This is a genomic window from Gluconobacter sp. (genome assembly GCF_047723935.1).
Lineage (GTDB): Bacteria > Pseudomonadota > Alphaproteobacteria > Acetobacterales > Acetobacteraceae > Gluconobacter.
Map to the genome: position 1 here is coordinate 25,593 of NZ_JBDOBO010000016.1, position 22,845 is coordinate 48,437.

Sequence of the window (22,845 nt, forward strand, 5' to 3'; positions counted from 1 at the left end):
GCAGATCGATCCCCCCGTGTAGGAGTTAATGCGTCCATGCCAATCATGCCTGATACCTGGATCCGCCAGATGGCCAAAGAACGCGGCATGATTGAACCGTTTGTGGAAAACCAGAAACGGGAAGGCGTTATTTCCTATGGTCTGTCGTCATACGGCTATGACGCGCGCGTCGCGGAAGACTTCAAAATCTTTACCGATGTGGACAGTGCCGTCGTCGATCCGAAGAACTTCGCCGCGAACAGCTTCGTGACACGGACGGGCGACATCACGATTCCCCCGAACAGCTTCGCACTGGCGCACACGATCGAATATTTCCGTATTCCACGGGACACATTGGTCGTCTGCCTTGGTAAGTCCACCTATGCGCGCTGTGGTATCATCGTGAATGTGACGCCGCTTGAGCCGGAGTGGGAAGGGCAGGTCACCATCGAAATCAGTAACACGACGCCGCTGCCTGCGCGCATCTATGCGAACGAAGGCATCTGCCAGTTCCTGTTCTTCCAGGGCGCCAGCCCTTGCGAAGTCAGCTACGCGGATCGTGCCGGTAAATACATGCGCCAGTCCGGCGTAACCACGCCTCGGCTGTAAGGAGCGCATCACTCATGGACCGTTTCATTATTCGCGGTGGCCATCGCCTGACGGGCGAAATCGAGATCGGGGGCGCAAAGAACTCCGGCCTCAAGCTCATGGTCGCAGGCCTGCTGACCTCTGATCGTCTGGTACTGTCCAACGTTCCGCAGATTGCTGACATCAAGACGATGCGTGATCTTCTCAAGGGACTGGGCATCGTCGTCGAGGCTGTGGGGGAGCGTACCCTCTCTATCGGAGGCGAAATCGGATCGGTGGAAGCCCCGTACGACATCGTTTCCAAGATGCGTGCTTCTATTCTTGTTCTTGGCCCGCTTCTGGCGCGTGCCCGTGAAGCCAAGGTTTCGCTCCCGGGTGGCTGCGCTATTGGCACGCGCCCTGTGGACATGCACCTCAAAGGTCTTGAAGCTCTGGGTGCTGAAATCCGCCTTGAGAACGGATACATCAATGCCCGTGCGCCCGAAGGCCTGAAGGGTGACCGGATTATCCTGCCGTTTGCCAGCGTTGGTGCGACAGAAAACCTGCTGATGGCGTCCACGCTCGCCAAAGGCCGTACCGAAATCGTCAACGCAGCGCGTGAGCCCGAAATCAGCGATCTTGTGCACTGCCTCAACGCGATGGGCGCACAGATCACAGGTGAGGGCTCCGGAACGCTCATCATTGAAGGCGTAGAGCGCCTGCATGGTGCCAACTACGCCGTCATGCCAGATCGCATCGAGTGCGGCACTTATGCTTGCGCTGCGGGCATCACGGGCGGTGATCTTCTGCTCGTCGGTGGTCGTGCCGATGATCTGGGGGCTGTAATCCGGACCCTTCAGGAAACCGGTGTTGAAGTTGAGGAAGACCCGCGTGGTCTGCGTGTCCGTCGCACGGGCAAGCTGACAGGCGTGGACATCATGACGGAGCCATATCCGGGTTTCCCGACGGACATGCAGGCCCAGTTCATGGCGATGCTCTCTGTTGCGGATGGTGCGTCCATGATTACCGAGACGATTTTCGAAAATCGTTTCATGCATGTTCCTGAGCTGAACCGGATGGGTGCGCGCATCAATCCGCATGGTCGTTCGGCAATTATCCGTGGCGTTCCGAAGCTGTCCGGTGCTCCGGTCATGGCAACCGACCTTCGGGCGTCTTTCTCGCTCATCCTGGCTGGACTTGCTGCTGAAGGCGAGACGCAGCTTAGCCGGATTTACCATCTGGATCGTGGGTATGAGGGCGTAGATCGCAAGCTCGAAGCATGTGGTGCTGATATCGAACGCGTTTCAGACTGAAGACTGTTCAGGCTTCTTTTTTAGACAAGCGGTGAGCCATTTCGGCTCACCGCTTTTTTTGTGGCTCGTGCGTCTGAAGCCATCCGTTATGAAACGCTTCCTCTCTGTCGGGCGTAATACGTCAAACCCGAAAGTCTTCCTTAGGCATTTGATAAATCCCAAGGGGATTGAATGCAGCAGAGTCAGGAGAAGCAGAGAATGACGATTCCGACAGTCACGCTGAATGACGGCACGACCATTCCGGCGATCACGTTCGGAACCTATAAGCTCAATGGCGCTGCGGGCGTTGAAGCCATGAACAGTGCCCTCAACGTGGGCTATGACGCTCTGGACAGTGCGTTCAATTATGAAAATGAAGGGGCAGTTGGCCGCGCCGTGCGTGAGAGCGGCCGCCCCTGGGAAGAACTGCGCGTCGCCTCAAAATTACCAGGCCGCCATCATGACTATGATGCTGCGCTGACAACGATCGAGGAATCCCTCTATCGCACGCAGCTTGACTACTTTGACCTGTATTACATTCACTGGCCTAACCCGAAGCAGGGCAAGTACGTTGAAGCCTGGAAAGCCCTGATCGAGGCAAAGAAGCGCGGCTATATCCGATCAATTGCTGTATGCAATTTTCTGCCGGAGCATCTTGAGCGGCTAAAAGCTGAAACGGGAGTTCTTCCGTCGATCAACCAGATTGAACTGCATCCCTATTTCCCGCAGGACGATATGCGGAAATGGAACCAGAGTCATGGAATCATTACGCAGGCTTGGAGCCCGCTGGGGCGCGCCAATGACCTTCTGACAAACCCGCTTTTGAAAACGATCGCTGAGCGGTTAGGAAAGGAAGTCGGACAAGTTATTCTCCGCTGGCATCATCAAGTTGGTTCTGTGCCTATCCCCAAGTCTGCCACGCCTGAGCGCCAGATTAAAAACAGGTCCATCTTCGACTTTACCCTGACAGAAGACGATATGAAAAAGATCGCCTCTCTGGCGCGTCCGGATGGACGCCTCGAAAACCAGAACCCTGCCACTTATGAGGAATTCTGAGGCAAGTCGGGGCTTCTGAAACGGAAGCTCCCTTTTTCGTTACCCGCGTGTCAAAGCCCGCTGAAACAGGGCATTCGTCCAGTTCATGGCCTGCAGGAAGAGAGCGGCGTCAAATCGTGGTGCTCCATCGCGGAGAAATGCATGTTGGGCGTTAACTTCATGCCACTCCAGCATGACGCCTGCATCCTCAAGTCGATCCCGGATAATGCGCCGTCCAGCATAGGGAACATGCGGGTCTGACTGGCCCCAGACCATCATCAGTTCCCCTGTGATGTCCGTCGCACGAAGGAGCGAGTCATCGGACTTGCCTTCACCGAGCGTCGCTGAATGTAGGTCTGTGGCGTAAAAACACGCAGTCGCCTTAACGGCCGGATGAAGAGCCGCCCGATAGGCGAGATGCCCCCCAAGGCATACACCGAAAGCACCAATGGCGCCTGTGCAGAAACTGCTGCCCTGTAGCCATTCGACCAACGCTGCCGTGTCAGAGTCAAAGGCTGAGACAGGCTTAGTGTATTTCAGGTCATTTCCGCGGTCGGTCCCATCCTTGTCATAGGCGAGGACAGTCCCGGCAGGTTCGTACTCATGATACACTTCGGGGATTGCGACGAGATATCCCTGTCCCGCAATCATGGCGCCCAATCGTTCGATAGGTGCCGTGACCTGGTAGATTTCCGAAAACAGCATGACAGCCGGGAAACGTCCATCCTGAACCGGACGGAAGATGTGAACGCGCATCGAGCCAGTAGGCGTTTGAAGATCGATTTTTTCGTCAGTTCTGATGATCATGAGACGATCTCCCCTGCGAGAGTTTGCAAGTAACGCATCTGGCTCTGTTTGTAGGCGGCCCACTGTCGTGCCGCAACATACTCTGGGAAAGGGTCCTGTCCCGGTCGATTGCCATTCAATCGGGACAGGGTAGCCTGATCAGCCTTACGGCGCGATGACGTCAGCGAGCGTTGCGGCTGTTCCACGGTCCTGCAAGCTTTGCCGCATTTCAGTGAAAAGCTGGACGAAGCCAGGATTGTCAGTGAGGCCCCAGCCCGCAAAGACGCCCATATCCAAAGCGCGAGCCGGATCGGTGTCCGTCACCAGTGCACGATCTTCCTTGCTGAGACGAGGCTCTGTGACAGGGAAGTCCGCGTCCGTGTCGTCCCGGCCGTTCATGTAGGCGCAGTAGCAGGCCAACAGGAACGCGATCCGGCGCATGTCACCGTTGTCTTTCACCACGATCTCGGCTGTCGGGCGAATAAAGACCGGCAGTTTGGATGTGCTGTCCGACGCAATGCGCAGAAGCTGATCGCTGACAGCCTTGTTCCGGAAACGCTGGAGCAGAAGGGCTCCATATTCCGGAAGGCTGATGCCCGGAGGAGCGGTCAGGTGCGGCTCAGAGTCAAAACCCAGAAACTGCTGAAGCAGACGGAAAAGGTTCTCATCTTCCATGGCTTCGCTGACGAAGCGGTACCCCATCAGGACGGCGGGGAGGGCCAACATGGAATGAGAGGCATTGAGCATGCGCAGCTTGACCTGTTCGTACGGCTCAACATTGTTCGTGAACAGAACACCCGCCTGCTCCCAGGCCGGGCGCCCCTCCGGGAAATTGTCTTCCACAACCCATTGGATGAAATCTTCGCAGAACAGCGGGGCGCGGTCTTCAATGCCGCTTTCACTATTGAGGCGAGCAATGTCTGCGGGTCCAACCGCTGGGGTAATACGATCAACCATGCAGGCTGGGAACGAGACGTTCCGGGCAATCCAGTCCGCCAGTTCGTCGTCTCGCAGGCGTGCGAAGGACAGGACAGCGTGGCGCGCAACCTCTCCGTTCGACGGAACATTGTCGCAGGAGAGAATTGTGAAAGCATTCACACCGGCTTCACGGCGCAGACGAAGAGCCTCGGTGAGGATACCAAATGCTGTTTCCGGCACTTCCCGCTTGAGGTCCGCAACGATAGTCGGATGGTCAGCCATGAAATGGCCTGCCTCATCCATGTAATATCCACCTTCCGTGATCGTCATGGTGACGATGCGGATTGCTGGATCGGTCAAGCGCTTCAGAGCTGCCAGACGGTCTGCGGGAGCGTGGATGTATTCCACCAAAGACTTTACAACCCGGACGACATCCGGGCGCCCCGAGGGACATTCCCGAAGGGTGTAAAGACCATCCTGAGCCTGAAGGGCCTCGGCTTTCTGCACTTCAGAGGGCACATCCATCAGGCCAAGGCCAACAATGCCCCAGCTTTCCTGGCCTGGAAGAGCCAGTGTGCGGTCCGTATAGACGGCCTGATGGGCGCGATGGAAGTTGCCGACACTGAGATGGGCAATCCCCGCAGTCACCTTCTGGCGGTCATAAGGGGAGGTGAGGATGGTCTCTGGAAGATGGGCCAGAGTTTCCGGGGTCAGTTTCATAATGGTTCTTCCGAACGAAAGGCCCGACCCTTTTAAGAAGAAGCTGTGATGAGGAAACTCTTTTTATGGAATATAAATTTTTTCTAATATTCCTCGCATCAATGAGAGGATTGATTAGGAAAACGAAAATATTCATAACCTGAAATCAGATGCTTCCGCCATGGCAATAAAGTCCGGCAATGCTTCTATACGCTCCAGCCATTGCTGAATGGCGGAATAGGGCTCCAGGGAAACGCCTCCTTCAGGTGCGCGCTTGATGTAGGCGTAACAGGCCAGATCGGCGAGTGTCGGTGTTTCACCTGCAAGAAACAGCCGCTGTTTCAGCTCATCATTCATGAAGGGAAGCAGCTTCGCAGCTTTGGCTTGAGCCGGGGCAATATCTTCCGGGCGTTTCCAGAGTGTCGCGGCACGCGCCATGGCTGGCCCATAGCGCAATTCACCCGCTGCAATGGAAAACCACTTCTGAACCCGAGCCGCGCCGAGTGCATCCTCTGGCAGCCATGAACTGTCGGATGCATAGGTTTTCGCGAGATAGACCAGGATGGCATTGCTGTCCGTCAGGACGATATCACTATCTTCCAGGATCGGGATTTGCCCCAGCGGATTGAGCTTCAGCACCGCAGGGGACTGCATGGAGGCTTCTACAAAGCTGTAATCCAGCTTCAGGATCGACAGGAAAAGCCGGACGCGATGCACATGGCCGGACAGAGGAATTCCATAAAGACGTCTAGCCATGATCTGGTCCGGTAATGGTGAAAAGGACAGAGTGGCCATCGTGACGGAGACACGCAACGGCTTTATGGTCCTGTTTCATCTCATTTTAACTCAGGATCATCCGACATGAGTGCGCCTATCCATCGTCTGACCGTGGAAGATCTGGTGGAAACCGTTGAGTCGGTTGTCGCGTCTGAAACGGATCAGATTGCGAACATGGCCAATATCGCGGCCCTGCTGTTCGAGGCCTTGCCAGACATTAACTGGGCCGGATTCTATCTTTTCAAGGATGATCAGCTGGTCCTTGGCCCGTTTCAGGGGCGTCTGGCCTGTACGCGCATTCCGCTTGGGAAAGGTGTCTGTGGAACTGTTGCCCATCAGAAAACCACGCTTGTTGTCCCGGATGTGCATGCATTTCCAGGGCATATTGCCTGTGATGCTGCCTCGGCTTCCGAAATCGTGGTTCCCATCCTGCATGATGGAAACCTGATCGGAGTTCTGGATATTGATAGCCCTGTGAAGAACCGCTTCGATGCGGACGATCAGGCCATGATCGAAAAGATTGTCAGCGCCTTTGAAAAGACGCTGACAGCCTGATTTTCAGGCAGGAACGTTTTCGCGCAGATGGTTCATCAGCGCGGGAACGTCTTCTACAACGGTGAACAGCTTAAGTGTGTTGGGGGAGGCAAAGCCCTGCTCAACGGCATCGGTCAGGGTGCGGACAAGGGATTTTGCCCAGCCACCAATATTGACGATGTAAATCGGGTCCTGATGCAGGCCGAGCTGCTTCCAGGTCAGAATTTCCATCAGCTCATCAAAAGTGCCGAATCCGCCTGGGATGATGGCATACGCATCTGAAAGCTCGAACATGCGGGCTTTGCGGCTATGCATGTTGGGTGTCACTTCAAGCTCTGTCACGCCTTTATGCATGACTTCGCGGTCATGCAGGAACCCCGGAATAACGCCGATAACCTGCCCCCCTGCGGTTAGAGCTGCGTCCGCAACGGTTCCCATCAGACCCACATGGCCACCGCCATAAACAAGCGTAATTCCGTTCTGGGCCAAAGCTGTTCCAAGTTCGGATGCACCTTCTGCATACACAGGGGAGTTGCCGAAGCGGGAGCCGCAGAAGACAGCGCAGGAACGGATGGTCATAGGAAGCAGGTCCTGTAAGGAAGCGGGCAGAACGCTTAGACGGCAGGCTTCCGCCCGAGCGAACGGCTGATGAGCACACCGACCAGACAGCACACCGCAGTCGTGCCGAACATGGTCTTGTAGCCAGCAAACTCGATGACCTGCCCGAGCACAAGACCCGAACATGCAATCGCCAGATCAATGAAGATCGAATAGGCACCCAAAGCGGCCCCACGGTTCTGTGGGCCAGCACTGTTGACGGCCAGCACGCCGAGGGCAGGGAACAGGAGGGAGAAACCTGCACCAGTCAGTGCAGCACCGATAAGAGCGGCCCCTTGTGAGGGGAAAATTGCCAGACACGCCAGCCCGACAGCTTCGATCAGCAGAGAGACGATCGCCACGAAGACGCCACCACGCCGGGCAATCTGTGAGGCGAAAAAGAACCGGATAACAACGAATACGATACCGAAGACGGACAGCGCTGTTGCAGCGCCTTCCCAGTGCAGAACGGCATAATACAACGCCAGAAAGGACGAGATGGCACCGAATCCGATGGAGCCTGCCGCCAATGCCATGCCATGGGGAAGAACCAATCGAAGCGCGCGTGCAAACGGAACAGGCTTTTCCGTGGCCGGGAGAGGCTTGATCCCTTTGTAAAAGCCGATCAGGGCAAGGCCAAAAAGCGGGAGAAGGGCAGACAGGATACCGACCGAGACAATGCCGCCGTAAGGATGAGGAAGCTGTGAGAGCTTGGCACCAATCGGTGCACCAAGAGCAATGCCTCCATAAGAACAGATGCCGTTCCACGAAATGGCAATAGCTGTGTTTTCAGCACCGGCCCGGCGGATATTCCAGACAATGACGCCCGTGGCGGCCCAGCTTTCTGCCCAGCCTAGAAACAGACGACTTAAGAGCAAAATTCCAAGGGAAATGGCTGGCGTTTCGCCCGACCACCCCGCACCGATCATCAGCAGGCCTGATATGAGGCATGTCACCAATCCGCCTAAAACAACCGGTTTTGGACCAATACTATCGACTAGCCGACCGGCAGAAGGGCGCGCTGCGAATGTCGCAAGATATTGCAGGGAGAAGGCCAGACCAGCGATCGTCGTGCTATAACCCAGCGTATGGTGCACGAAGATCGTCAGGACGGCATTGGGAAGCCCGATAACGATGTAAACCAGAAGATTGAACAGGACGACGGTAAGAACCCGCTTCGTCGGTGAACTCACCGGCGTTTCTTCCGCAGTCATGTCTTCAGTCTCCCGGCTCTTATAAGTAACTAATTGGTTACGTCCTGTCAGGCATAGGACAGTTTGAACGATCCGTCACGGTCAATGGACCTCTCAGGTCCAAAAAACAACCGTATGTGATCTCTCGGGAATGAACATCCCGAGAGAAGGTGGCCTTAAAGCATGTTCTGCAGGCGGCTTGAAACCGCTGAACATACTTTCTGGCGCAATGGCTCTGCCAGCGAGGACAGGGAGTATTGCTGGGACGTGTTTGTCTGATTGCTAACGGCCTGAAGAATGCCCTGCTGGCCAGCACTGTATGCGGGGCTATTAGTTACGCCTGCCGCCTGTGTGGCAGAGGAGAGAAGACCCGTAGCATTCGTGCCCGTGGCCAGGTTGTTCGTCACACAATAATTCAGCACGCCTGCCAGATTGCTGGTGGAGGTGGAGGAGAGATTTGGCAGGCCGAGGGCACCCGTCAGGCCACTGGTCAGCTGTGAAGCCGTGCTCTGGGCTGCGGCCGTTGCAGCGGATGTCGCGGCAGCCTGAGTTTCCGGGTTCTGTGCAGCCGATACACCAGACGTGCAGCCTCCAAGGGAGAGGGCGGCAATGGTGGCAATTGCACCGGTTGAGAAAAGAGCTGGCAGGCGGAACGGAACCATGGAATTTCATCTCCTGTGAAGACAACCAAGAGGCGCGATATGCCTCTTTTGTGTCCTAACAACGCTCAAAAGAGAGAAAGTGAGCGAAAAACCTGTCGATTTTCGGGGAGCGTTGTTTCTGGCTGATCGAAAGCAAGCTGCATCTGTGAGTTGTTGTCCCGCTCGTCCAGCGTGGGGCTCGCAAGAGCTGACAACGTGAGGCCAAGAAGACGTACGCCAGGCATTAACGGGAAAAGCGGCGTCAGAAGGGACTGGCCGATTTCAGCCAGACTCGCCTCGGACTCAACGGAGACAGGCAGACTTCGGGCCCGCGTAATCTGCCGGAAATCGGCATATTTGACCTTGAGGGTTACGGTTCGGCCTGTGATCTGTTTACGCTGGGCCTGGAGCCAGAGTTTGGTGGCAATCATCCCCAGAGCATTGCGTGCAGCGGCTTCATCTCGCAGGTCTGTCAGATAGGTCTGTTCCGTTCCCAAAGACTTGCGCTCGCGATTAACAACGACGGGGCGGTCATCAATCCCGCGGGAAATGCCATGATAAAAGGAAGCGGCCTTTCCAAAGTGGCGTGTGAGCGTGAGCAGATCCATTTTCCGGAGGTCCGCGCCGGTTTTAATGCCCAGAGCATTCATTTTTCGAGCAGTCGCCGGGCCAATTCCATGGAACTGGTCTACGGACAAATTTAGCACAAAATCCGGCCCCATTCGCGGCGTGATGACAAAAAGCCCATCAGGTTTGCGGTAATCGGACGCCAGTTTGGCCAGAAACCGGTTGTAAGAGACCCCAGCGGAAGCTGTAAGGCCGGTTTCTTTGCGGATGTCTGCACGAATGCGCTCAGCAACCAGCGTGGCTGAACCATAAGCGCCCAGATAATCTGTGAGATCCAGATAGGCCTCATCAAGGGAAAGAGGCTGGATGAGGGGCGTATATCGAGCAAAGATCTCGTGGATCTGCATGGAAACAGCGCGATAGACGTCAAACCTGGCCGGTACGAATACAAGATCCGGACAGAGGCGCTTGGCTTTCAGGGAGGGCATCGCAGAGCGAACACCAAAAGGACGCGCTTCATAACTGGCAGCGGCAACAACGCCACGGGCCTCGCCCCGTCCAACCGCGAGGGGGCGGCCACGTAAGGACGGGTTATCTCGCTGTTCGACAGACGCATAAAAAGCGTCCATGTCGATATGCACGATCCGGCGGGACTCCATCTGTACAGTGTCGCCGATCAACAGGAACGAAACAAGATCGGATCAGTCCATGAGCATCGAAGACGCCCGTCGCGCCGCTGGTTTCCAGACAGTCTCAACCCGTCTGGCTTACAGCAATCCGTGGACGGCCCTGCGAGAGGACATCATCATTCATCCCAACGGCAAGAAAGGCCTTTATGGCATTGTCGAGCGTGGAGAGTTTGTGGTGATCCTGCCCATGCATGCTGATGGCCGCGTGACCCTGATCCAGCAGTTTCGGTACCCGGTTGGGGAGCGCCTGCTCGAACTGCCAATGGGAATGTGGGAGACCAAAGAGAACGTCGATCCTGTCGAACTGGCTCTTGGTGAACTCCGCGAGGAAACGGGCCTGCGCGCCGGCGAGATGATCCATGTGGGAACGATGTATCAGGGGGCCGGATATTCGAACCAGAAAGGCCACGTCTTTCTGGCGCGTAACCTTACGCGTGGGGAAACCGAGCTGGAAGACACCGAGCAGGACATCACGACGCAGGACATGACGCTGGGCGAATTTGAAGATCTGATCGCACGTGGCGAACTTAAATGCATGGTGTCTCTGGCTGCCTTTGCGCTGATTCGCGCAAAGGGCCTGATCTGACGTTTGTTCAGATTACCGTATCGAGAAACACAACTTTCGAGCCGCCGTCTTCAACCAGTGTTTCTATGGCCTTGTTGAAGACGCGGCCGTGCTCGTTGGAAATATGCGTTCTGAAAGCGGCTTCATCACGGTAGCTTTCTTCCACATGGAAAAAATTAGGGTCTTCTGCCAGTGTGTGCACAACGAAGCGCTCACAGCCGGGCTCAGCGCGCACATCGGCAGCTAAAGCAATCAGAAGGTCACGGACCTTCTCACGGCAGCCCGGCAGGGCTTTCATCGTGGCGTACAGGGATTTGGACATCGATCTTATCCGCATTAATGGTCTGAAAAGCGTGTCATCATTGGGCCTCCTGACGATCTACATCAAGTGGGGCAGTGCTTAACCTTTCCCGATGAGTTCCTGACATCGCATGAATGACAGTTTTTCGCGAAAAATGAACAGGACATAGTAGTCCAACTCACGGCTGCGGGTCTTTGTCGTGCGGGTATAGAATGGATAAATATCCAGCGGTCCCTGCAACCCTGCAGGGCGCGGCTCTGACTTTAAAATACAGTCCACCCGGAACAGCGGCATATAAACTGCATCTTCCCCAGGATTGCGCCGGACGTGCCACAGATTGCGCCGGAATTTCTTGAGTCGGTCAGGAAGCGCAAAGATCATTGATTTTTCAATGAAGCCGGCTGGAAAGACTTCAGGCCGATAGTACTGCGTGTCTTCGGGCATGTTGCAGAAGTAAGGGTGGTCCTGAACAATCATGACCACCCTTTACTCCATTCATTCTCATAGACGAAGAGGCGTGATCTTCAGTCGGCGGACGGCTTGTCTTCTGGTGTTTCACCGCTGATGTCGGCTGCAGCCTGCCGCAGGATCAGCACCACCCGGCGTAGTTCCTCTGCATTCGCTCCGCGACGGGATTTCAGTGCCAGCTTCAGAGCAAGACGTGCCTCATGCAGGTCCTGACCCAGGCTTGGATCAAGATCGTTCACTCCACTGAAGGCATCCCGAACTTCCGACATCCGGGCACCAATCCGGGCGAGGACCTCGAGAATACGATTCGCCGTCTCCCGGTTCGCTTCGTAATGGGTGCGCCCTTCATCCGTAAGGCTGTAAAGCTTACGGTTGCCTTCCTGTGTGACGGCGGTGAGGCCAGCTTCTTCAAGATAGGTGAGGGAAGGATAAATGACGCCAGGGCTCGGTTTGTAGAACCCACCGGAGTGCTCTTCGAGGCGGCGGATCAGCTCGTAACCATGCGCAGGCTGATCATGGAGAAGGGCTTCAATGACAATCTGAAGTTCCTCAGCTGTCAGTTTGCGACCACGCCCGAAAGTGTCGTCACCAAAACTGCCGCCACCGAACCGGCTGCCGCCGCGTGGCCCCCGACCACCAAAGCCGCGTCCGCCACGACCTTCGCCACCCCGGCCACCAAATCGGCGCCCTGCGTGTTCGCCACGCTCTGGAGGAAATCCGCCTTCGCGGAAGTCCGGACGATCCTGCATTTTTTCTCCTTCGCTGTTTGATGCGTCGCTGCGGCTTCGACCGCCCTTGCGATGCTTGTGTCCGCCGAAGCCAAAACCCCGGGAGAACCTTGAGAAACCGCGCTCAGCGCGATGGGTATCATGTTTGAACATTCTGTTTTCCTTCATTCGATATGTCGTACGATATAGTATCTTAAGATATATCTGCAAGAGTTTCTTTTTCAAAATCTGCTCGTGCCATAGCCGCGTGCCGTTTCCGCTGGTATCCGGCGGAGATGGGTAGCCCGATCTCTTCCCCTCCTGATCCCGAACTGCGGCGCACATTTCGTCAGCTTGTGCCGTGGCGTGCTGCTTTGACGATTGGTGCGATGTTGTTGTGTGTGGCGGTGTTGCAGCGGTTGCCCTTCATTCATCGTCTGCTGGAAAACGCGCCGCATTGGCACGAGACTCCCTATGCAGCAGTCTGGTTCCTGCTACTGGCCATTCCGTATTGTGCCTGCGGTCTTCCGCGACAGGCGTTGTGCATTGCCGCGGGGCTGGCGTTCGGAGTCTGGGGTGGGCTGGGCCTGTGTTCTCTGGCGTATATGCTGGGGGCGATGGCGGCTTATGGCTGGGCCAGAGTGCTTGCACCGGTAAAATTTCGACAAAGGTTGCATGACCGCCTGCAAAGGAATTATGCAGCGCTGGCAAGAATCCTTCATCGCAAACCCTTCCGTGCTGTTCTGACCTTGCGGCTTATGCCTGTTGGGTCTGCTCTGCTGGTCTCCATGGCAGCCGGATTATTTGAACTTCCGCTTCCAGCCTTTGCGTTGGCAACCTGCCTTGGCGGTTTGCCTCAGAACCTGGTGTTTGTTCTGGTAGGGGCTGGCACACGTATTGGTCATATGATCCAGCTTGGTCTCGCGGGTGGCCTGTTTGTGGTTTCTGGCGTTCTGGGAGCGTTGCTCCTGCGTCAGGCAGATGAATAACCGTTCGAACATCTCGTTCTGAACGATTCACTGGTTTGATCCGTTCGTGAGGGACGGGTCCTTTCTCATCTTCTGAACATTGCTTTTTCACAGGCAGAAACGAATGACAGAACAGAGCATGGCGTTCCGGCGTGGAGATACCATTCCGGGATGGTTGCCGCTTATGCTGGGTATCTTCACGGCAGTCGGACCTGTCTCCACAGATATCTATCTCCCGGCCCTCCCTGAAATGGAACGCCAGCTTCATTCTGCTCCCGGTTCAGGCAGTATCACCATGGCTGCCTGGGTTATCGGACTGGCCATTGGTCAGATCACGATTGGCCCGGTGTCAGACAGGTTCGGCCGACGGCTGCCGCTTCTGATTGGCATGATCGGATACACAATCGGCGAGATCGGCTGCGCACTGGCCCCGACCATGACCATCATGTGTATCTGTCGGGTTTTTTCAGCTCTGATGGCCTCGGCCGGCCTGGTGATTCCCAATGCATGTCTTCGGGATCTGACGGAAGGTGATGAAGCGTCCCGCCTCATGTCGCGCCTGATCGTCGTGCAGGGTGTTGTTCCGATTCTCGCGCCCATGCTGGGTGGCTTTGCGCTGAAGTTTGTGGACTGGCGGGTCATTTTCTGGGCCACCGCCGTATACGGAGGCCTCTGTACCCTGATGCTCCTGACGGTCTTCCCGGAGACTCTCCCCTTGCAGGAACGCCGGGACATGCGACCTCTCTCCATCATCGAACGCTATATCTATATTCTACGGACCCGCAGCTTCATCACGAATGGCCTCGTCTGGAGCTTTCTGGGCTTCGTAACCTTCACCTATCTGACAGGTGCTCCCACGCTGTTCGAAGAGCGCTTTGGCATGTCTCCGTTCCATTACGGGATGCTGTTTGGTCTGTTCGCTGTCTGTATGATCGGGGCTTCCGCCATCAATGGGCTTGTGGTGGGGAAGGTTAGTACGACCCACATGCTTTTCAGTGCGTTGGGGATCAGCCTGACAGGCAGTATCCTTTTCCTGGCGCTGGCCGTCATTTCCGCTGTTGATCTGACATCGGGCGGACAGCTTCGATCGTTCTTCCTCTGGCCGCTTATCATCTCGCTTGTCATCACAATGGCGCCAACAGGCATCATTGGACCCAATTCAATGGTTGGCATTCTGTCCGAACAGTCCGAACGTGCAGGCTCGGCTTCTGCTCTGGCAGGAACAATGCAGTACCTGTTCGGAGCGGTAGCAAGTGCGCTGTTCGGTCTGATGTCCCCCGGGACGGCCATTCCATTTGCGGGCTTTCTGGTGTTCGCCTTCTGCGCGGCAACCGTGTTTGCTCTGCTGAGGCCCAGACTGCCATCATCAGCGCCCTGAAGGAGTTGAGAGTGATGCAGGTACTTCTTGTTGAAGACGATGTGGCCGTGGCCCTCGTGGTGAAGACGGTTCTGACGCGGGAAGGATGGGACGTTCATCTGGTTGAAGATGCTGAAAGTGCCTTGGCGTGGGACGGGTCCGCAGACCTGCTGGTGACGGACTACAATCTTCCCGGCGTTCTCAATGGCCTGCTCCTTGCCCGGAAACTGCGGGAGCAGAATGCCAGCCTTGCCGTTGTTCTCATGTCAGGAGACTTTGAGGAGGGACAACTCATGGGGGAAAGCGTGGCGGTTTTGCCCAAGCCGTTCCGCAGGAATGCACTGCTTGAAGCCATCGATCAGGCCCGGAACGCAATCCGGGCTTGAGTTAAAGGGGAAGAGTCCCCTACATGGCGCGCTGTTTGTCATGCCCAGAAGAAAGCAGTGCCGCCATGTCGTTTCAGGAACCCCAGCCGCTCAACCTTAAGGACTACATCCGTGAGGTTCCCGATTTCCCGAAGCCGGGCATCCTGTTCTACGACATTTCCACGCTGATCCGCTCTGCCGAAGCCTGGCAGGTTGCAACGGGGCGTCTGGCACGCATTATCTCCGCCTGGCAGCCGGACCTGCTGGCTGGCATCGAAAGTCGCGGCTTCCTGACTGCAGCGCCTTTGGCACAGCGCCTTGGCTGTGGCTTCACCATGCTCCGTAAGCCGGGCAAGCTGCCGGGCGAGACGATTTCCCTGAAATACGGCCTCGAATACGGTGAAGACGAACTCCATATCCAGGTAGACGCCATCAAGCCGGGTCAGCGCGTTGTCGTGCTTGACGACCTTCTGGCTACGGGTGGCACACTTGCTGCTTCCATCGACCTCTTGCGTAAGGTTGGGGCAGAAGTTGTGGGTGCAAGCGTGCTGATCGAGCTTGCAGGTCTCAAAGGACGTGACAAACTGGACGTTCCGCTGAACGCACTCATCACTTACGAAGACTGAGGAACCACCATGTCCGGCATTTCTTCCCTGTGGCAGACCCGCTATCGCACTGACGCCCCAAAAGACCTGCCGGACAATCCGGTTCTCCAGACTCTTCTGAAACACCATTCCGTCCGGGCCTATCTCCCGGATGCGCTGCCTCCCGGAACGCTGGAAGCTGGAATTGCGGCATCCTCTTCTGCGGCAACGTCCAGTAATCTGCAGGTATGGTCCGTTGTTGCGGTTGAAAATCCGGAGACGCGGGCGAAACTTGCCCAACTCTGTGGCAATCAAAAGCACATCGAAGTTGCACCGTTGTTTCTCGCCTGGATCGTCGATCTGGCGCGTCTGGAGCGGATTGCGGGCCGGGCAGGCAAGGGTAGTGAAGCACTGGATTATGAGGAGATCTTCCTCATGAGCACGCTGGATGTCGGTATCGCTGCCCAGAATGCTGTGACGGCGTTCGAGTCCATGGGGCTGGGGACTGTTTACATCGGTGGTCTGCGGAATCATCCGGAAGACGTTGCCAGGCTGCTAAACCTTCCGCCCAAAACCGTTGCAGTTGTTGGTCTCTGTGTGGGACGTCCTGATCCGTCGGCTCAGAATGGTTACAAGCCGCGTCTGGGACAGGATGTCGTGGTGCACCGTGAACGCTATACTTCCGCAGATGAAGCCGAAGGTGTTGCCGCCTATGACCGCGTTGCCGATGCCTATCAGCAGGAACAGGGGCTTCCACCACGAGCCTGGTCCGAAACCGTAGCAAGTCGTGTGGATAGCTACCACGGCTTGAGCGGCCGCCATGTCATGAAAGCCGTGCTCAACCGGCTTGGCTTTGCTCTGAAATAAGATGGTGGTGACGGAAGCTGGACGTGGACGCTTGCACATCTGAGCACCCATTGAAGAGAGTCGGGTTTTGAGACATCTGTCTCCAATTACGCTCAGTGTTGCGGTTCCACGTCGAGCCCCTAATTCCGGAGTTTTGTCCTGAGCGATTTCCTTTCTCCAGATCTTCCGGTTGCGGCTGTTCTTCCTGATCTTTTGAAAACGTTAGAGCAGCAGCCGAACGCTGTTCTCGTTGCTCCTCCCGGTGCCGGTAAGACAACCCTGACGCCGCTGGCACTGCTTGAGGCGGCATGGCTTGCGGGGCAGAAAATCATTCTGGTCGAACCTCGCCGTGTGGCTGTGCGAGGGGCCGCGTCACGGATGGCCTCCACGCTGGGAGAGCGACCGGGTGAAACTGTAGGCTTCCGTACGCGCACCGACAGCGCCGTATCAGGCCGAACGCGTATTGAAGTTGTGACGGAAGGGTTGCTTGTACGGCGCCTTTTGGCAGACCCAACGTTAGATGGGGTTGGCGCTGTGCTATTTGATGAGGTGCATGAGCGCTCGTTGGATCTGGATGCAGCTTTGGGGTTCTGTCTGGACCTCCAGCGTGAACTCAGGCCGGATCTCCGCATTCTGGCCATGTCCGCAACGCCTGATGGGCGTGCGTTTACAGATCTTATGAATGCCGCCCTGATCGAGAGTGAAGGCCGACAATATCCCATTGATATACGCCACACCCGGGATGTAATGCACCCGCGTGACCTGCCAGAAGCCTGCGTACGCGCTATCCGGCAGGCTTTTACAGAGGAAGAGGGCGATATTCTTGCGTTCCTTCCCGGCGTTGGGGAAATTCGCCGAACACAGGCTCTGCTTGGAGATGCTGTGCCTGTTTTTCTTCTTCATGGAGAACAGACGACAGAAGATCAGGACCGCGCGATTGCGCCATCCGACAGACGGCGTGTTGTGCTGGCAACGTCGATTGCCGAAACTTCCGTGACGGTTTCCGGCGTTCGGATTGTTGTCGATGGTGGTCTGCGCCGGGCACCGCGTCTGGATTCCAACACAGGGCTATCCCGGCTGGAAACACTGAAGATTTCGCGTGCGACGGCCACTCAGCGCGCGGGGCGTGCAGGGCGTCAGTCTCCTGGTATCGCGATCCGTCTGTGGTCCGAGGCTACGCAACGCTCTCTGCGGCCACAGGATGTGCCCGAAATCCTTGTTGCGGATTTAACGGACTTCGCTCTCGTGACGGCAGCCTGGCAGGACGTCATGGGAACAGCGCCCGACATGTTGCCACTCCTTGATGCGCCTCCTACCGGAGTGCTTGCGGGTGGGCGTGAGTTGTTGCGTGAGTTGGGTGCCCTGAATGAAGCCGGCCAGATTACGACTCTTGGAAAACGGATGGTTGGGCTCGGAACACACCCGCGTCTTGCGGCCATGCTCTGTGCGGCGAAAACCATCCCCGAGCGTGTGACGGCTGCCTGCCTGGCCGCTCTTCTGGAAGAGCGTGATCCTTTACGCCCCAGACCGAATATGCCTTCCGGGGCATCTGCGGGAGCGGACATTCGCACACGTCTGGCTTTGTTTGAGCGGGATGATCCACGAGCGGACAGGGCCAGCCTGTTCCATATGCGTCAGGCGGCGAAACGCTTTCTGCGCCGCATGGGTGGCAAAGACCTTCCACTCAGCCCGATGCCATCTCATGCAGGGCCACTTCTGGCCGCCGGTTTTCCTGATCGTGTGGCGCAGGCTGCGGGAGAAATTGGCCGATTTCGGCTTGCGGGCGGTGGGAGTGCCCGTGTGCAGGCCAATGATGGTCTTGCACGGGAGAAGCTTTTGGCTGCGGCAGCGTTTCACACGCGAACGTCGACGGAAATCACGCTTGCGGCGCCTCTGGACGCAGAAAATTTACCCCAGACGCTTCTGGATCGAACAACCGAGCAGGTTGAAACCAGTCTGGATGGGGCGTCAGGTCGGATCATCGCGCGACGCAGGCTGCGTCTGGGTGCGTTGATCCTGCGTGATCGCAATACGGAAGTGACGTTTGAGGAGGCACAGGCACTTCTTCTACAGCAAATCGCGGCTGATCTTGCCCGTGCTCTGAACTGGTCTGACCCGGCGTTTCAGTTCCAGGCCCGTGTAGCGCATGCACGCGCGACCTACGCGCCTCATCTGCCGGACCTGTCGATGGCTGCTCTTGCTGATGATCTGGCATGGCTGGAGCCATATCTCGCAGGCTGCGATCGTCTGACTCAGGTGAAAGCTCTCGATCTTCTGTCCATTCTTCGGGCCCGTATGGACTATAGCGACCTTTCCGCACTTGATCGAAAGCTGCCGCCTCGCCTGACGCTCAAAGCCAGCACCCACGACATTGATTATACCGGGGCCGTGCCAACAGTGTCTGCACGAGCACAGGCATTCTATGGCACGGCCGGAACGCCGTTGCTCGCTGATGGCGCCGTGCCGCTTCAGTGTGCATTGCTCTCACCGGCGGGCCGCCCACAGGCGATTACCGCTGATCTTGCCGGTTTCTGGAAAGGGAGCTGGTCAGATATGCGGAAGGATATGCGAGGGCGCTACCCAAGGCATGACTGGCCTGAAGATCCGGCAACGGCTGAACCGCCAAAGCCACGTCCCAAACGCTAGGCTCCATCAGGCCATCTGGAAAACTGCCTTACGGAACAGGGAACGCACGCCCTCGGCGTCCACCTCCGTGCAGATCTGAACAGATGGGCGATTGTCCCAGTCTCCGGGTGGATAAACCCGGCCGTCTGCTTTTTGAACTGATTCACCAAGGGTAACGCCTTCCGTCGAGACGCGAACGGCACCTTTCTGGGTTTTGAACAATTCCGGCGCAATCACGTATGCTGCGGCAGAGGCATCGTTGACATAAATGCCGTCCAGACCCAGCCCCCGATGAAACGTCATGTAGACCCGCGTGATATCCCACAGGAAACGTCCTGACTGGCCTCCATGCTGGCGCAGGTTTTCGAAGTAGGCGTCTGTCATCAGAGTTTGCGTCGTGACATCGAGCCCTACGATTGTCACCGGCCAACGCGCGGCACAGATCTCATCGGCAGCTCGTGGATCGCCATTGAAATTGGCTTCCGCCGCGGGTGTCACATTTCCCCGTGCATCGTGATGCCCGAATGCGCCGCCCATCAGCACGACATCCTTCACCAGACTGGCAATGTCTGGCGCCTTGCGCAGAGCAAGAGCGAGGTTTGTCATGTGTCCTGTCGCCACGAGAGTGATCTCGTGTGGGTTGGCGCGCACCAGATCAATGATGAGATCATGAGCAGGGCGAGGATCGAGTTTTTTGTGGACTGCCGAGAGAGGAATATCTCCCAGAGCGTTTCGTCCATGAATGGTGACAGGAGGGGACGATGTCACACCATCCAGAGACGCGCCCTGGCCTTTTGAAACCGGGACATCGATCCGGAAGCGTTCGGCCAGATAGAGCGCATTGCGTGTTGTGGTGTCGATCAATCCATTACCGGCCGCAGTCGTAATGCCCACCAGTTCGATGTTTGGCGTGCCACACAGCAAAAGAAGCGCCATTGCATCATCGATGCCGGGATCTGTATCGAAAATGACTTTTCGTGGGGCAAATGCAGCGCGGGCCATATTCGGGAGCAGAGACAAGGATGCAAACCCGGCGGACTGAGCGAGCAGGGAGCGACGGGACAGGCGCATGACAAGTCATTCCTTAAGAAAACGAAGTTACCGTTACCATCAAGGAATGACCTGTCTGCGGCAAGCTTTTAGCGGAGCCTGATTGCGAAGCGTCCTGCGCCAGCGGCGGCAAGAGCGAGCAGGCCACCTGCAATGCTGATGTTCTTATAGAAATGGATCATCATGTCGTAGCGGAGCATTCCGGACATCGTCCAGAAATGATGGCCGATCAGCCCTGTCACGATGGTGTAGAGGGCAAGAACAATCGCAATGGGTTCCACTAAAATGCCGCCAAGCAAAGCTAGTCCTGCCCCGAGCTCCACGACGATAGCGAGGATGGCTGACAGGGTGGGAACAGGCGCACCGGTCTGAATCATGTAGGACACTGCTGCGGGGAAGTCGGCGAGTTTGCCCCATCCCATGACGAGGAAAAGACCGGCGAGCAATACGCGACCTGTGAGGAGAAGGGCATCGCGAGGCAGAAAATTGGTGAGCATCGGGAAAATCTTTCGAAGCAGAAGAACTGCCTTGAAAATATGAAAAGTAGATATTTTAAAAAATAGAAATGATGGAATGATATGATTTCCAAAATGCTCATTATCGGGTTTTTATATCTCCCTCCGGCCTAGCAGGAAACCCCTGTCTGCGGCTTCTTTTAGGAGCTTTGACGGTTTTGTGTTAGCAGCTGAAACATGACGATGTTCGTGACCTGTTTCCCATGAATCGCTCTCTTCAGGCCGCTGCAATCGGGGCCGGAACAGCGACTGTCGTGACAGTAGGCCTGATGCTGGCATTGCGTCTGCACAGCCACGGAGAGCAACACTCTCCCACATCTCAGCCTGCTGCAACGACCATTCAACAGCAGGCCGTCAAACCGCTTTCGTCCGTTAGTCCGGACAGCCCTCTGGCAGGAGAAAGCACGGACGCACACGGTATTCCGACGCAGCCGCCGGTTCCGGCCGCGGCACCGGCACTGCCTCCCTTGTTGGTTAAATACGGTCCTCTGAGTTTTGCGCCGCTTGTGCGTCAGGTCATTCCGGCCGTTGTGAACATTGCCATTACCCAGAGCAGCCCGGACGGGCATGATCACGTCCCACCGCAAATCAAGGGAACCCCGCTGGAAAAGCGCTATCATGACCGCATGAAGCGCCAGCAGGACGAAATGGTTGGGGCGGGCTCGGGCTTCATCGTGGATGCGACCGGAATCATTGTGACCAACCGGCACGTTGTCGGCGGAGCGGACAAGGTGGTCGTCTCCCTTTCCAACGGTCATGAAATGCCGGCCCGTCTTCTGGGAGCTGATCCGCTGACGGATATTGCCGTCATCAAGGTTGATAGTCCTGAGCCGCTGCCGCACGTCACCTGGGGCGACAGCCGCCAGACGGATATCGGAGACTGGATTCTGGTGGCAGGGAACCCGTTCGGGTTTGGTTCGTCCGTGACGGCGGGCATCGTCTCTGCCGTAGGGCGTGACTTGGGGATCGGCTCTCTGGACGATTTCATTCAGCTCGACGCCCCCATTAATCCAGGGAATTCTGGCGGTCCGGCCTTCAATATGCGGGGACAGGTTGTGGCGGTGAATGCTGCCATCGTGACGCCTGCTGGGGGCTCCGTAGGCATTGGCTTCGGTATTCCGTCCGAAATCGTCGCCCCGATCGTGGCTGAAATCGAAGCAACTGGACATGTCGAGCACGGCTGGCTCGGTATTACTCTTGATGACGGGGACACGGACGTCGGTATTGCGGGTGTCGATAACGGTGGACCGGCCCAGAAAAGCGGTCTGCGCCGTGGCGACATCGTGCGGCAGGTAGATGGAGCGCCCGTCATCAGCGCCCGTATGCTGTTGCGAAGCATCGCTGCGGCTAGACCGGGCATGGTTCTGAATTTTGGCGTCAGGCGTGGCGGCACGGACCTGACGCTTCCCGTTCATATCGGACCACGCCCCAAGAATGCGGATAACTGATCGAGCCTCCACTTTGACCCGTGGACACAAGCCGGTATTCTGAGGCCCTGATACGGCGCCCAGTCGCCCGGAAGGAAGAGAGTAAAATCAATGCGTATCCTGCTCGTTGAGGACGATTCCACAGTCCGCGCCTTTGTGCTCAAGGGATTGCGTGAAGCCGGGCACGTCGTGGATGAGGCGGATAACGGCAAGGATGGTCTGTTTCTGGCTGTCAGTGAAAATTATGACGTTGTGATCCTGGACCGCATGCTGCCCGGCGGGATTGACGGCCTGCGCATTCTGGAAACGCTGCGTGGACAGCAGAATGCGACGCCGGTTCTGTTGCTGTCCGCTCTGGCAGATGTTGATGAACGAGTGGCTGGCCTGAAGGCCGGTGGCGATGACTACATGACCAAGCCATTTGCCTTCTCAGAGCTTCTGGCCCGGATTGAGGCGCTCGGCCGCCGTGGTCGGCCTGAATCTGCTCCTCAGACACGTTTGACTGTGGGCGACCTGGAGATGGATCTGCTTTCCCGGACTGTGAAGCGCGGGAACGAGAAGATTGATCTTCAGCCCCGCGAATTTCGTCTGCTGGAATTTCTGATTCGTCATGCGGGGCAGGTCGTCACGCGGACCATGCTGCTGGAGCGCGTGTGGGACTATCACTTTGACCCGCAGACCAACGTGATTGACGTGCACGTCTCACGCCTGCGCCAGAAAGTGGACAAGCCGTTTGCAACGCCCCTCATCCATACGATCCGCAACGCCGGATACATCCTGCGCGCGGACTGAC

25 protein-coding genes are annotated in these 22,845 nt (G+C 56.8%); 13 read left to right on the forward strand and 12 right to left on the reverse strand.

All coding sequences use genetic code 11. From position 1 onward, the window contains the following. Positions 1-36: 36 nt before the first annotated feature. The 3 genes from dcd to ABF979_RS08030 all read left to right on the forward strand — a co-directional run bounded on the left by dcd (position 37) and on the right by ABF979_RS08030 (position 2,894). A complete protein-coding gene (gene dcd / locus ABF979_RS08020; protein WP_211508179.1) occupies positions 37-588 on the forward strand; it encodes a dCTP deaminase in 552 nt (183 codons plus the stop codon). A 14-nt stretch (positions 589-602) separates the two neighbouring features. Then, on the forward strand, positions 603-1,859 hold the full coding sequence (gene murA / locus ABF979_RS08025; protein WP_415559016.1) for a UDP-N-acetylglucosamine 1-carboxyvinyltransferase: 1,257 nt from the start codon (positions 603-605) through the stop codon (positions 1,857-1,859). 198 nt (positions 1,860-2,057) lie between these two features. Beyond that, positions 2,058-2,894: an aldo/keto reductase gene (locus tag ABF979_RS08030; RefSeq protein WP_415559018.1), complete on the forward strand. Its 837-nt coding sequence runs from the start codon at positions 2,058-2,060 to the stop codon at positions 2,892-2,894. 39 nt (positions 2,895-2,933) lie between these two features. Here the strand turns inward: ABF979_RS08030 and ABF979_RS08035 are convergent, their stop codons facing one another. From ABF979_RS08035 to ABF979_RS08045, 3 genes are all read right to left on the reverse strand, one after another. Continuing rightward, positions 2,934-3,680 (reverse strand): dienelactone hydrolase family protein, encoded by a 747-nt coding sequence (locus ABF979_RS08035; RefSeq protein WP_415559020.1) that lies wholly within the window; start codon positions 3,678-3,680, stop codon positions 2,934-2,936. Between the two features lie 144 nt (positions 3,681-3,824). After that, positions 3,825-5,297 (reverse strand): mannitol dehydrogenase family protein, encoded by a 1,473-nt coding sequence (locus tag ABF979_RS08040; protein ID WP_415559022.1) that lies wholly within the window; start codon positions 5,295-5,297, stop codon positions 3,825-3,827. 132 nt (positions 5,298-5,429) lie between these two features. After that, the gene (locus tag ABF979_RS08045; protein WP_415559024.1) at positions 5,430-6,032 is read right to left on the reverse strand and encodes a glutathione S-transferase family protein; all 603 of its coding nucleotides are present in this window, start codon (positions 6,030-6,032) and stop codon (positions 5,430-5,432) included. 105 nt (positions 6,033-6,137) lie between these two features. On the opposite strand from ABF979_RS08045, the gene ABF979_RS08050 reads away from it, so the two are divergent. Continuing rightward, positions 6,138-6,608, forward strand: coding sequence for a GAF domain-containing protein (locus ABF979_RS08050; protein ID WP_202207036.1), 471 nt, complete (start codon positions 6,138-6,140; stop codon positions 6,606-6,608). Between the two features lie 3 nt (positions 6,609-6,611). On the opposite strand, the gene ABF979_RS08055 is transcribed toward ABF979_RS08050, so the two are convergent. The 4 genes from ABF979_RS08055 to dinB all read right to left on the reverse strand — a co-directional run bounded on the left by ABF979_RS08055 (position 6,612) and on the right by dinB (position 10,244). After that, complete coding sequence (locus ABF979_RS08055) at positions 6,612-7,166, reverse strand: TIGR00730 family Rossman fold protein (protein WP_086633532.1); 555 nt, start codon at positions 7,164-7,166, stop codon at positions 6,612-6,614. A gap of 35 nt (positions 7,167-7,201) precedes the next feature. Further along, positions 7,202-8,398, reverse strand: a complete 1,197-nt coding sequence (locus ABF979_RS08060) for an MFS transporter (protein ID WP_415559027.1) — start codon at positions 8,396-8,398, stop codon at positions 7,202-7,204. 155 nt (positions 8,399-8,553) lie between these two features. Beyond that, a complete protein-coding gene (locus tag ABF979_RS08065; RefSeq protein ID WP_415559029.1) occupies positions 8,554-9,039 on the reverse strand; it encodes a DUF2501 domain-containing protein in 486 nt (161 codons plus the stop codon). Between the two features lie 65 nt (positions 9,040-9,104). Next, entirely contained in the window at positions 9,105-10,244 is a 1,140-nt protein-coding gene (gene dinB / locus ABF979_RS08070) for a DNA polymerase IV (RefSeq protein WP_415559030.1), read from the reverse strand. 49 nt (positions 10,245-10,293) lie between these two features. Between dinB and ABF979_RS08075 the strand changes: the two genes are divergently transcribed. Then, a complete protein-coding gene (locus ABF979_RS08075; protein ID WP_064275640.1) occupies positions 10,294-10,860 on the forward strand; it encodes an NUDIX domain-containing protein in 567 nt (188 codons plus the stop codon). Positions 10,861-10,867: 7 nt separating this feature from the next. Here ABF979_RS08075 and ABF979_RS08080 read toward each other — a convergent pair whose 3' ends face one another. From ABF979_RS08080 to ABF979_RS08090, 3 genes are all read right to left on the reverse strand, one after another. Then, positions 10,868-11,161 carry a putative quinol monooxygenase gene (locus ABF979_RS08080; RefSeq protein ID WP_415559032.1) on the reverse strand — a complete coding sequence of 98 codons (294 nt, stop codon included), beginning with the start codon at positions 11,159-11,161 and terminating at the stop codon, positions 10,868-10,870. 78 nt (positions 11,162-11,239) lie between these two features. Then, a complete protein-coding gene (locus ABF979_RS08085; RefSeq protein ID WP_415559034.1) occupies positions 11,240-11,617 on the reverse strand; it encodes a hypothetical protein in 378 nt (125 codons plus the stop codon). 47 nt (positions 11,618-11,664) lie between these two features. Beyond that, positions 11,665-12,489, reverse strand: coding sequence for a PadR family transcriptional regulator (locus ABF979_RS08090; RefSeq protein ID WP_415559036.1), 825 nt, complete (start codon positions 12,487-12,489; stop codon positions 11,665-11,667). 122 nt (positions 12,490-12,611) lie between these two features. On the opposite strand from ABF979_RS08090, the gene ABF979_RS08095 reads away from it, so the two are divergent. From ABF979_RS08095 to hrpB, 6 genes are all read left to right on the forward strand, one after another. Then, positions 12,612-13,304: a TVP38/TMEM64 family protein gene (locus ABF979_RS08095; protein ID WP_415559038.1), complete on the forward strand. Its 693-nt coding sequence runs from the start codon at positions 12,612-12,614 to the stop codon at positions 13,302-13,304. 103 nt (positions 13,305-13,407) lie between these two features. After that, entirely contained in the window at positions 13,408-14,661 is a 1,254-nt protein-coding gene (locus ABF979_RS08100; protein ID WP_415559040.1) for a multidrug effflux MFS transporter, read from the forward strand. Positions 14,662-14,675: 14 nt separating this feature from the next. After that, a complete protein-coding gene (locus ABF979_RS08105) occupies positions 14,676-15,026 on the forward strand; it encodes a response regulator (protein ID WP_064275635.1) in 351 nt (116 codons plus the stop codon). Between the two features lie 65 nt (positions 15,027-15,091). Further along, positions 15,092-15,631, forward strand: a complete 540-nt coding sequence (locus ABF979_RS08110; protein ID WP_415559042.1) for an adenine phosphoribosyltransferase — start codon at positions 15,092-15,094, stop codon at positions 15,629-15,631. Between the two features lie 9 nt (positions 15,632-15,640). Continuing rightward, positions 15,641-16,456 carry an NADPH-dependent oxidoreductase gene (locus tag ABF979_RS08115; RefSeq protein WP_415559043.1) on the forward strand — a complete coding sequence of 272 codons (816 nt, stop codon included), beginning with the start codon at positions 15,641-15,643 and terminating at the stop codon, positions 16,454-16,456. A gap of 138 nt (positions 16,457-16,594) precedes the next feature. Next, positions 16,595-19,081, forward strand: a complete 2,487-nt coding sequence (hrpB, locus tag ABF979_RS08120; protein WP_415559062.1) for an ATP-dependent helicase HrpB — start codon at positions 16,595-16,597, stop codon at positions 19,079-19,081. Between the two features lie 6 nt (positions 19,082-19,087). Here hrpB and ABF979_RS08125 read toward each other — a convergent pair whose 3' ends face one another. Both ABF979_RS08125 and ABF979_RS08130 read right to left on the reverse strand, forming a co-directional pair. Then, positions 19,088-20,131, reverse strand: coding sequence for a nucleoside hydrolase (locus ABF979_RS08125; protein ID WP_415559045.1), 1,044 nt, complete (start codon positions 20,129-20,131; stop codon positions 19,088-19,090). Between the two features lie 68 nt (positions 20,132-20,199). Next, a complete protein-coding gene (locus tag ABF979_RS08130; protein WP_086633523.1) occupies positions 20,200-20,607 on the reverse strand; it encodes a DoxX family protein in 408 nt (135 codons plus the stop codon). A 221-nt stretch (positions 20,608-20,828) separates the two neighbouring features. Here ABF979_RS08130 and ABF979_RS08135 point away from each other — a divergent pair, with 221 nt between their 5' ends. Together ABF979_RS08135 and ABF979_RS08140 are read left to right on the forward strand one after the other, a co-directional pair. After that, positions 20,829-22,073, forward strand: coding sequence for a S1C family serine protease (locus ABF979_RS08135; RefSeq protein WP_415559047.1), 1,245 nt, complete (start codon positions 20,829-20,831; stop codon positions 22,071-22,073). A gap of 90 nt (positions 22,074-22,163) precedes the next feature. Continuing rightward, positions 22,164-22,844, forward strand: a complete 681-nt coding sequence (locus tag ABF979_RS08140; RefSeq protein WP_046900612.1) for a response regulator transcription factor — start codon at positions 22,164-22,166, stop codon at positions 22,842-22,844. The last annotated feature ends 1 nt before the right edge of the window (position 22,845 follow it).

What these genes read in the sequence shown, in the direction of transcription:
- dcd (WP_211508179.1), top strand. Translation starts at nt 37, where the DNA reads ATGCCAATCATGCCTGATACCTGGATCCGCCAGATGGCCAAAGAACGC.
- murA (WP_415559016.1), top strand. Translation starts at nt 603, where the DNA reads ATGGACCGTTTCATTATTCGCGGTGGCCATCGCCTGACGGGCGAAATC.
- ABF979_RS08030 (WP_415559018.1), top strand. Translation starts at nt 2,058, where the DNA reads ATGACGATTCCGACAGTCACGCTGAATGACGGCACGACCATTCCGGCG.
- ABF979_RS08035 (WP_415559020.1), bottom strand. Translation starts at nt 3,680, where the DNA reads ATGATCATCAGAACTGACGAAAAAATCGATCTTCAAACGCCTACTGGC.
- ABF979_RS08040 (WP_415559022.1), bottom strand. Translation starts at nt 5,297, where the DNA reads ATGAAACTGACCCCGGAAACTCTGGCCCATCTTCCAGAGACCATCCTC.
- ABF979_RS08045 (WP_415559024.1), bottom strand. Translation starts at nt 6,032, where the DNA reads ATGGCTAGACGTCTTTATGGAATTCCTCTGTCCGGCCATGTGCATCGC.
- ABF979_RS08050 (WP_202207036.1), top strand. Translation starts at nt 6,138, where the DNA reads ATGAGTGCGCCTATCCATCGTCTGACCGTGGAAGATCTGGTGGAAACC.
- ABF979_RS08055 (WP_086633532.1), bottom strand. Translation starts at nt 7,166, where the DNA reads ATGACCATCCGTTCCTGCGCTGTCTTCTGCGGCTCCCGCTTCGGCAAC.
- ABF979_RS08060 (WP_415559027.1), bottom strand. Translation starts at nt 8,398, where the DNA reads ATGACTGCGGAAGAAACGCCGGTGAGTTCACCGACGAAGCGGGTTCTT.
- ABF979_RS08065 (WP_415559029.1), bottom strand. Translation starts at nt 9,039, where the DNA reads ATGGTTCCGTTCCGCCTGCCAGCTCTTTTCTCAACCGGTGCAATTGCC.
- dinB (WP_415559030.1), bottom strand. Translation starts at nt 10,244, where the DNA reads ATGGAGTCCCGCCGGATCGTGCATATCGACATGGACGCTTTTTATGCG.
- ABF979_RS08075 (WP_064275640.1), top strand. Translation starts at nt 10,294, where the DNA reads ATGAGCATCGAAGACGCCCGTCGCGCCGCTGGTTTCCAGACAGTCTCA.
- ABF979_RS08080 (WP_415559032.1), bottom strand. Translation starts at nt 11,161, where the DNA reads ATGTCCAAATCCCTGTACGCCACGATGAAAGCCCTGCCGGGCTGCCGT.
- ABF979_RS08085 (WP_415559034.1), bottom strand. Translation starts at nt 11,617, where the DNA reads ATGATTGTTCAGGACCACCCTTACTTCTGCAACATGCCCGAAGACACG.
- ABF979_RS08090 (WP_415559036.1), bottom strand. Translation starts at nt 12,489, where the DNA reads ATGTTCAAACATGATACCCATCGCGCTGAGCGCGGTTTCTCAAGGTTC.
- ABF979_RS08095 (WP_415559038.1), top strand. Translation starts at nt 12,612, where the DNA reads ATGGGTAGCCCGATCTCTTCCCCTCCTGATCCCGAACTGCGGCGCACA.
- ABF979_RS08100 (WP_415559040.1), top strand. Translation starts at nt 13,408, where the DNA reads ATGACAGAACAGAGCATGGCGTTCCGGCGTGGAGATACCATTCCGGGA.
- ABF979_RS08105 (WP_064275635.1), top strand. Translation starts at nt 14,676, where the DNA reads ATGCAGGTACTTCTTGTTGAAGACGATGTGGCCGTGGCCCTCGTGGTG.
- ABF979_RS08110 (WP_415559042.1), top strand. Translation starts at nt 15,092, where the DNA reads ATGTCGTTTCAGGAACCCCAGCCGCTCAACCTTAAGGACTACATCCGT.
- ABF979_RS08115 (WP_415559043.1), top strand. Translation starts at nt 15,641, where the DNA reads ATGTCCGGCATTTCTTCCCTGTGGCAGACCCGCTATCGCACTGACGCC.
- ABF979_RS08125 (WP_415559045.1), bottom strand. Translation starts at nt 20,131, where the DNA reads ATGCGCCTGTCCCGTCGCTCCCTGCTCGCTCAGTCCGCCGGGTTTGCA.
- ABF979_RS08130 (WP_086633523.1), bottom strand. Translation starts at nt 20,607, where the DNA reads ATGCTCACCAATTTTCTGCCTCGCGATGCCCTTCTCCTCACAGGTCGC.
- ABF979_RS08135 (WP_415559047.1), top strand. Translation starts at nt 20,829, where the DNA reads ATGAATCGCTCTCTTCAGGCCGCTGCAATCGGGGCCGGAACAGCGACT.
- ABF979_RS08140 (WP_046900612.1), top strand. Translation starts at nt 22,164, where the DNA reads ATGCGTATCCTGCTCGTTGAGGACGATTCCACAGTCCGCGCCTTTGTG.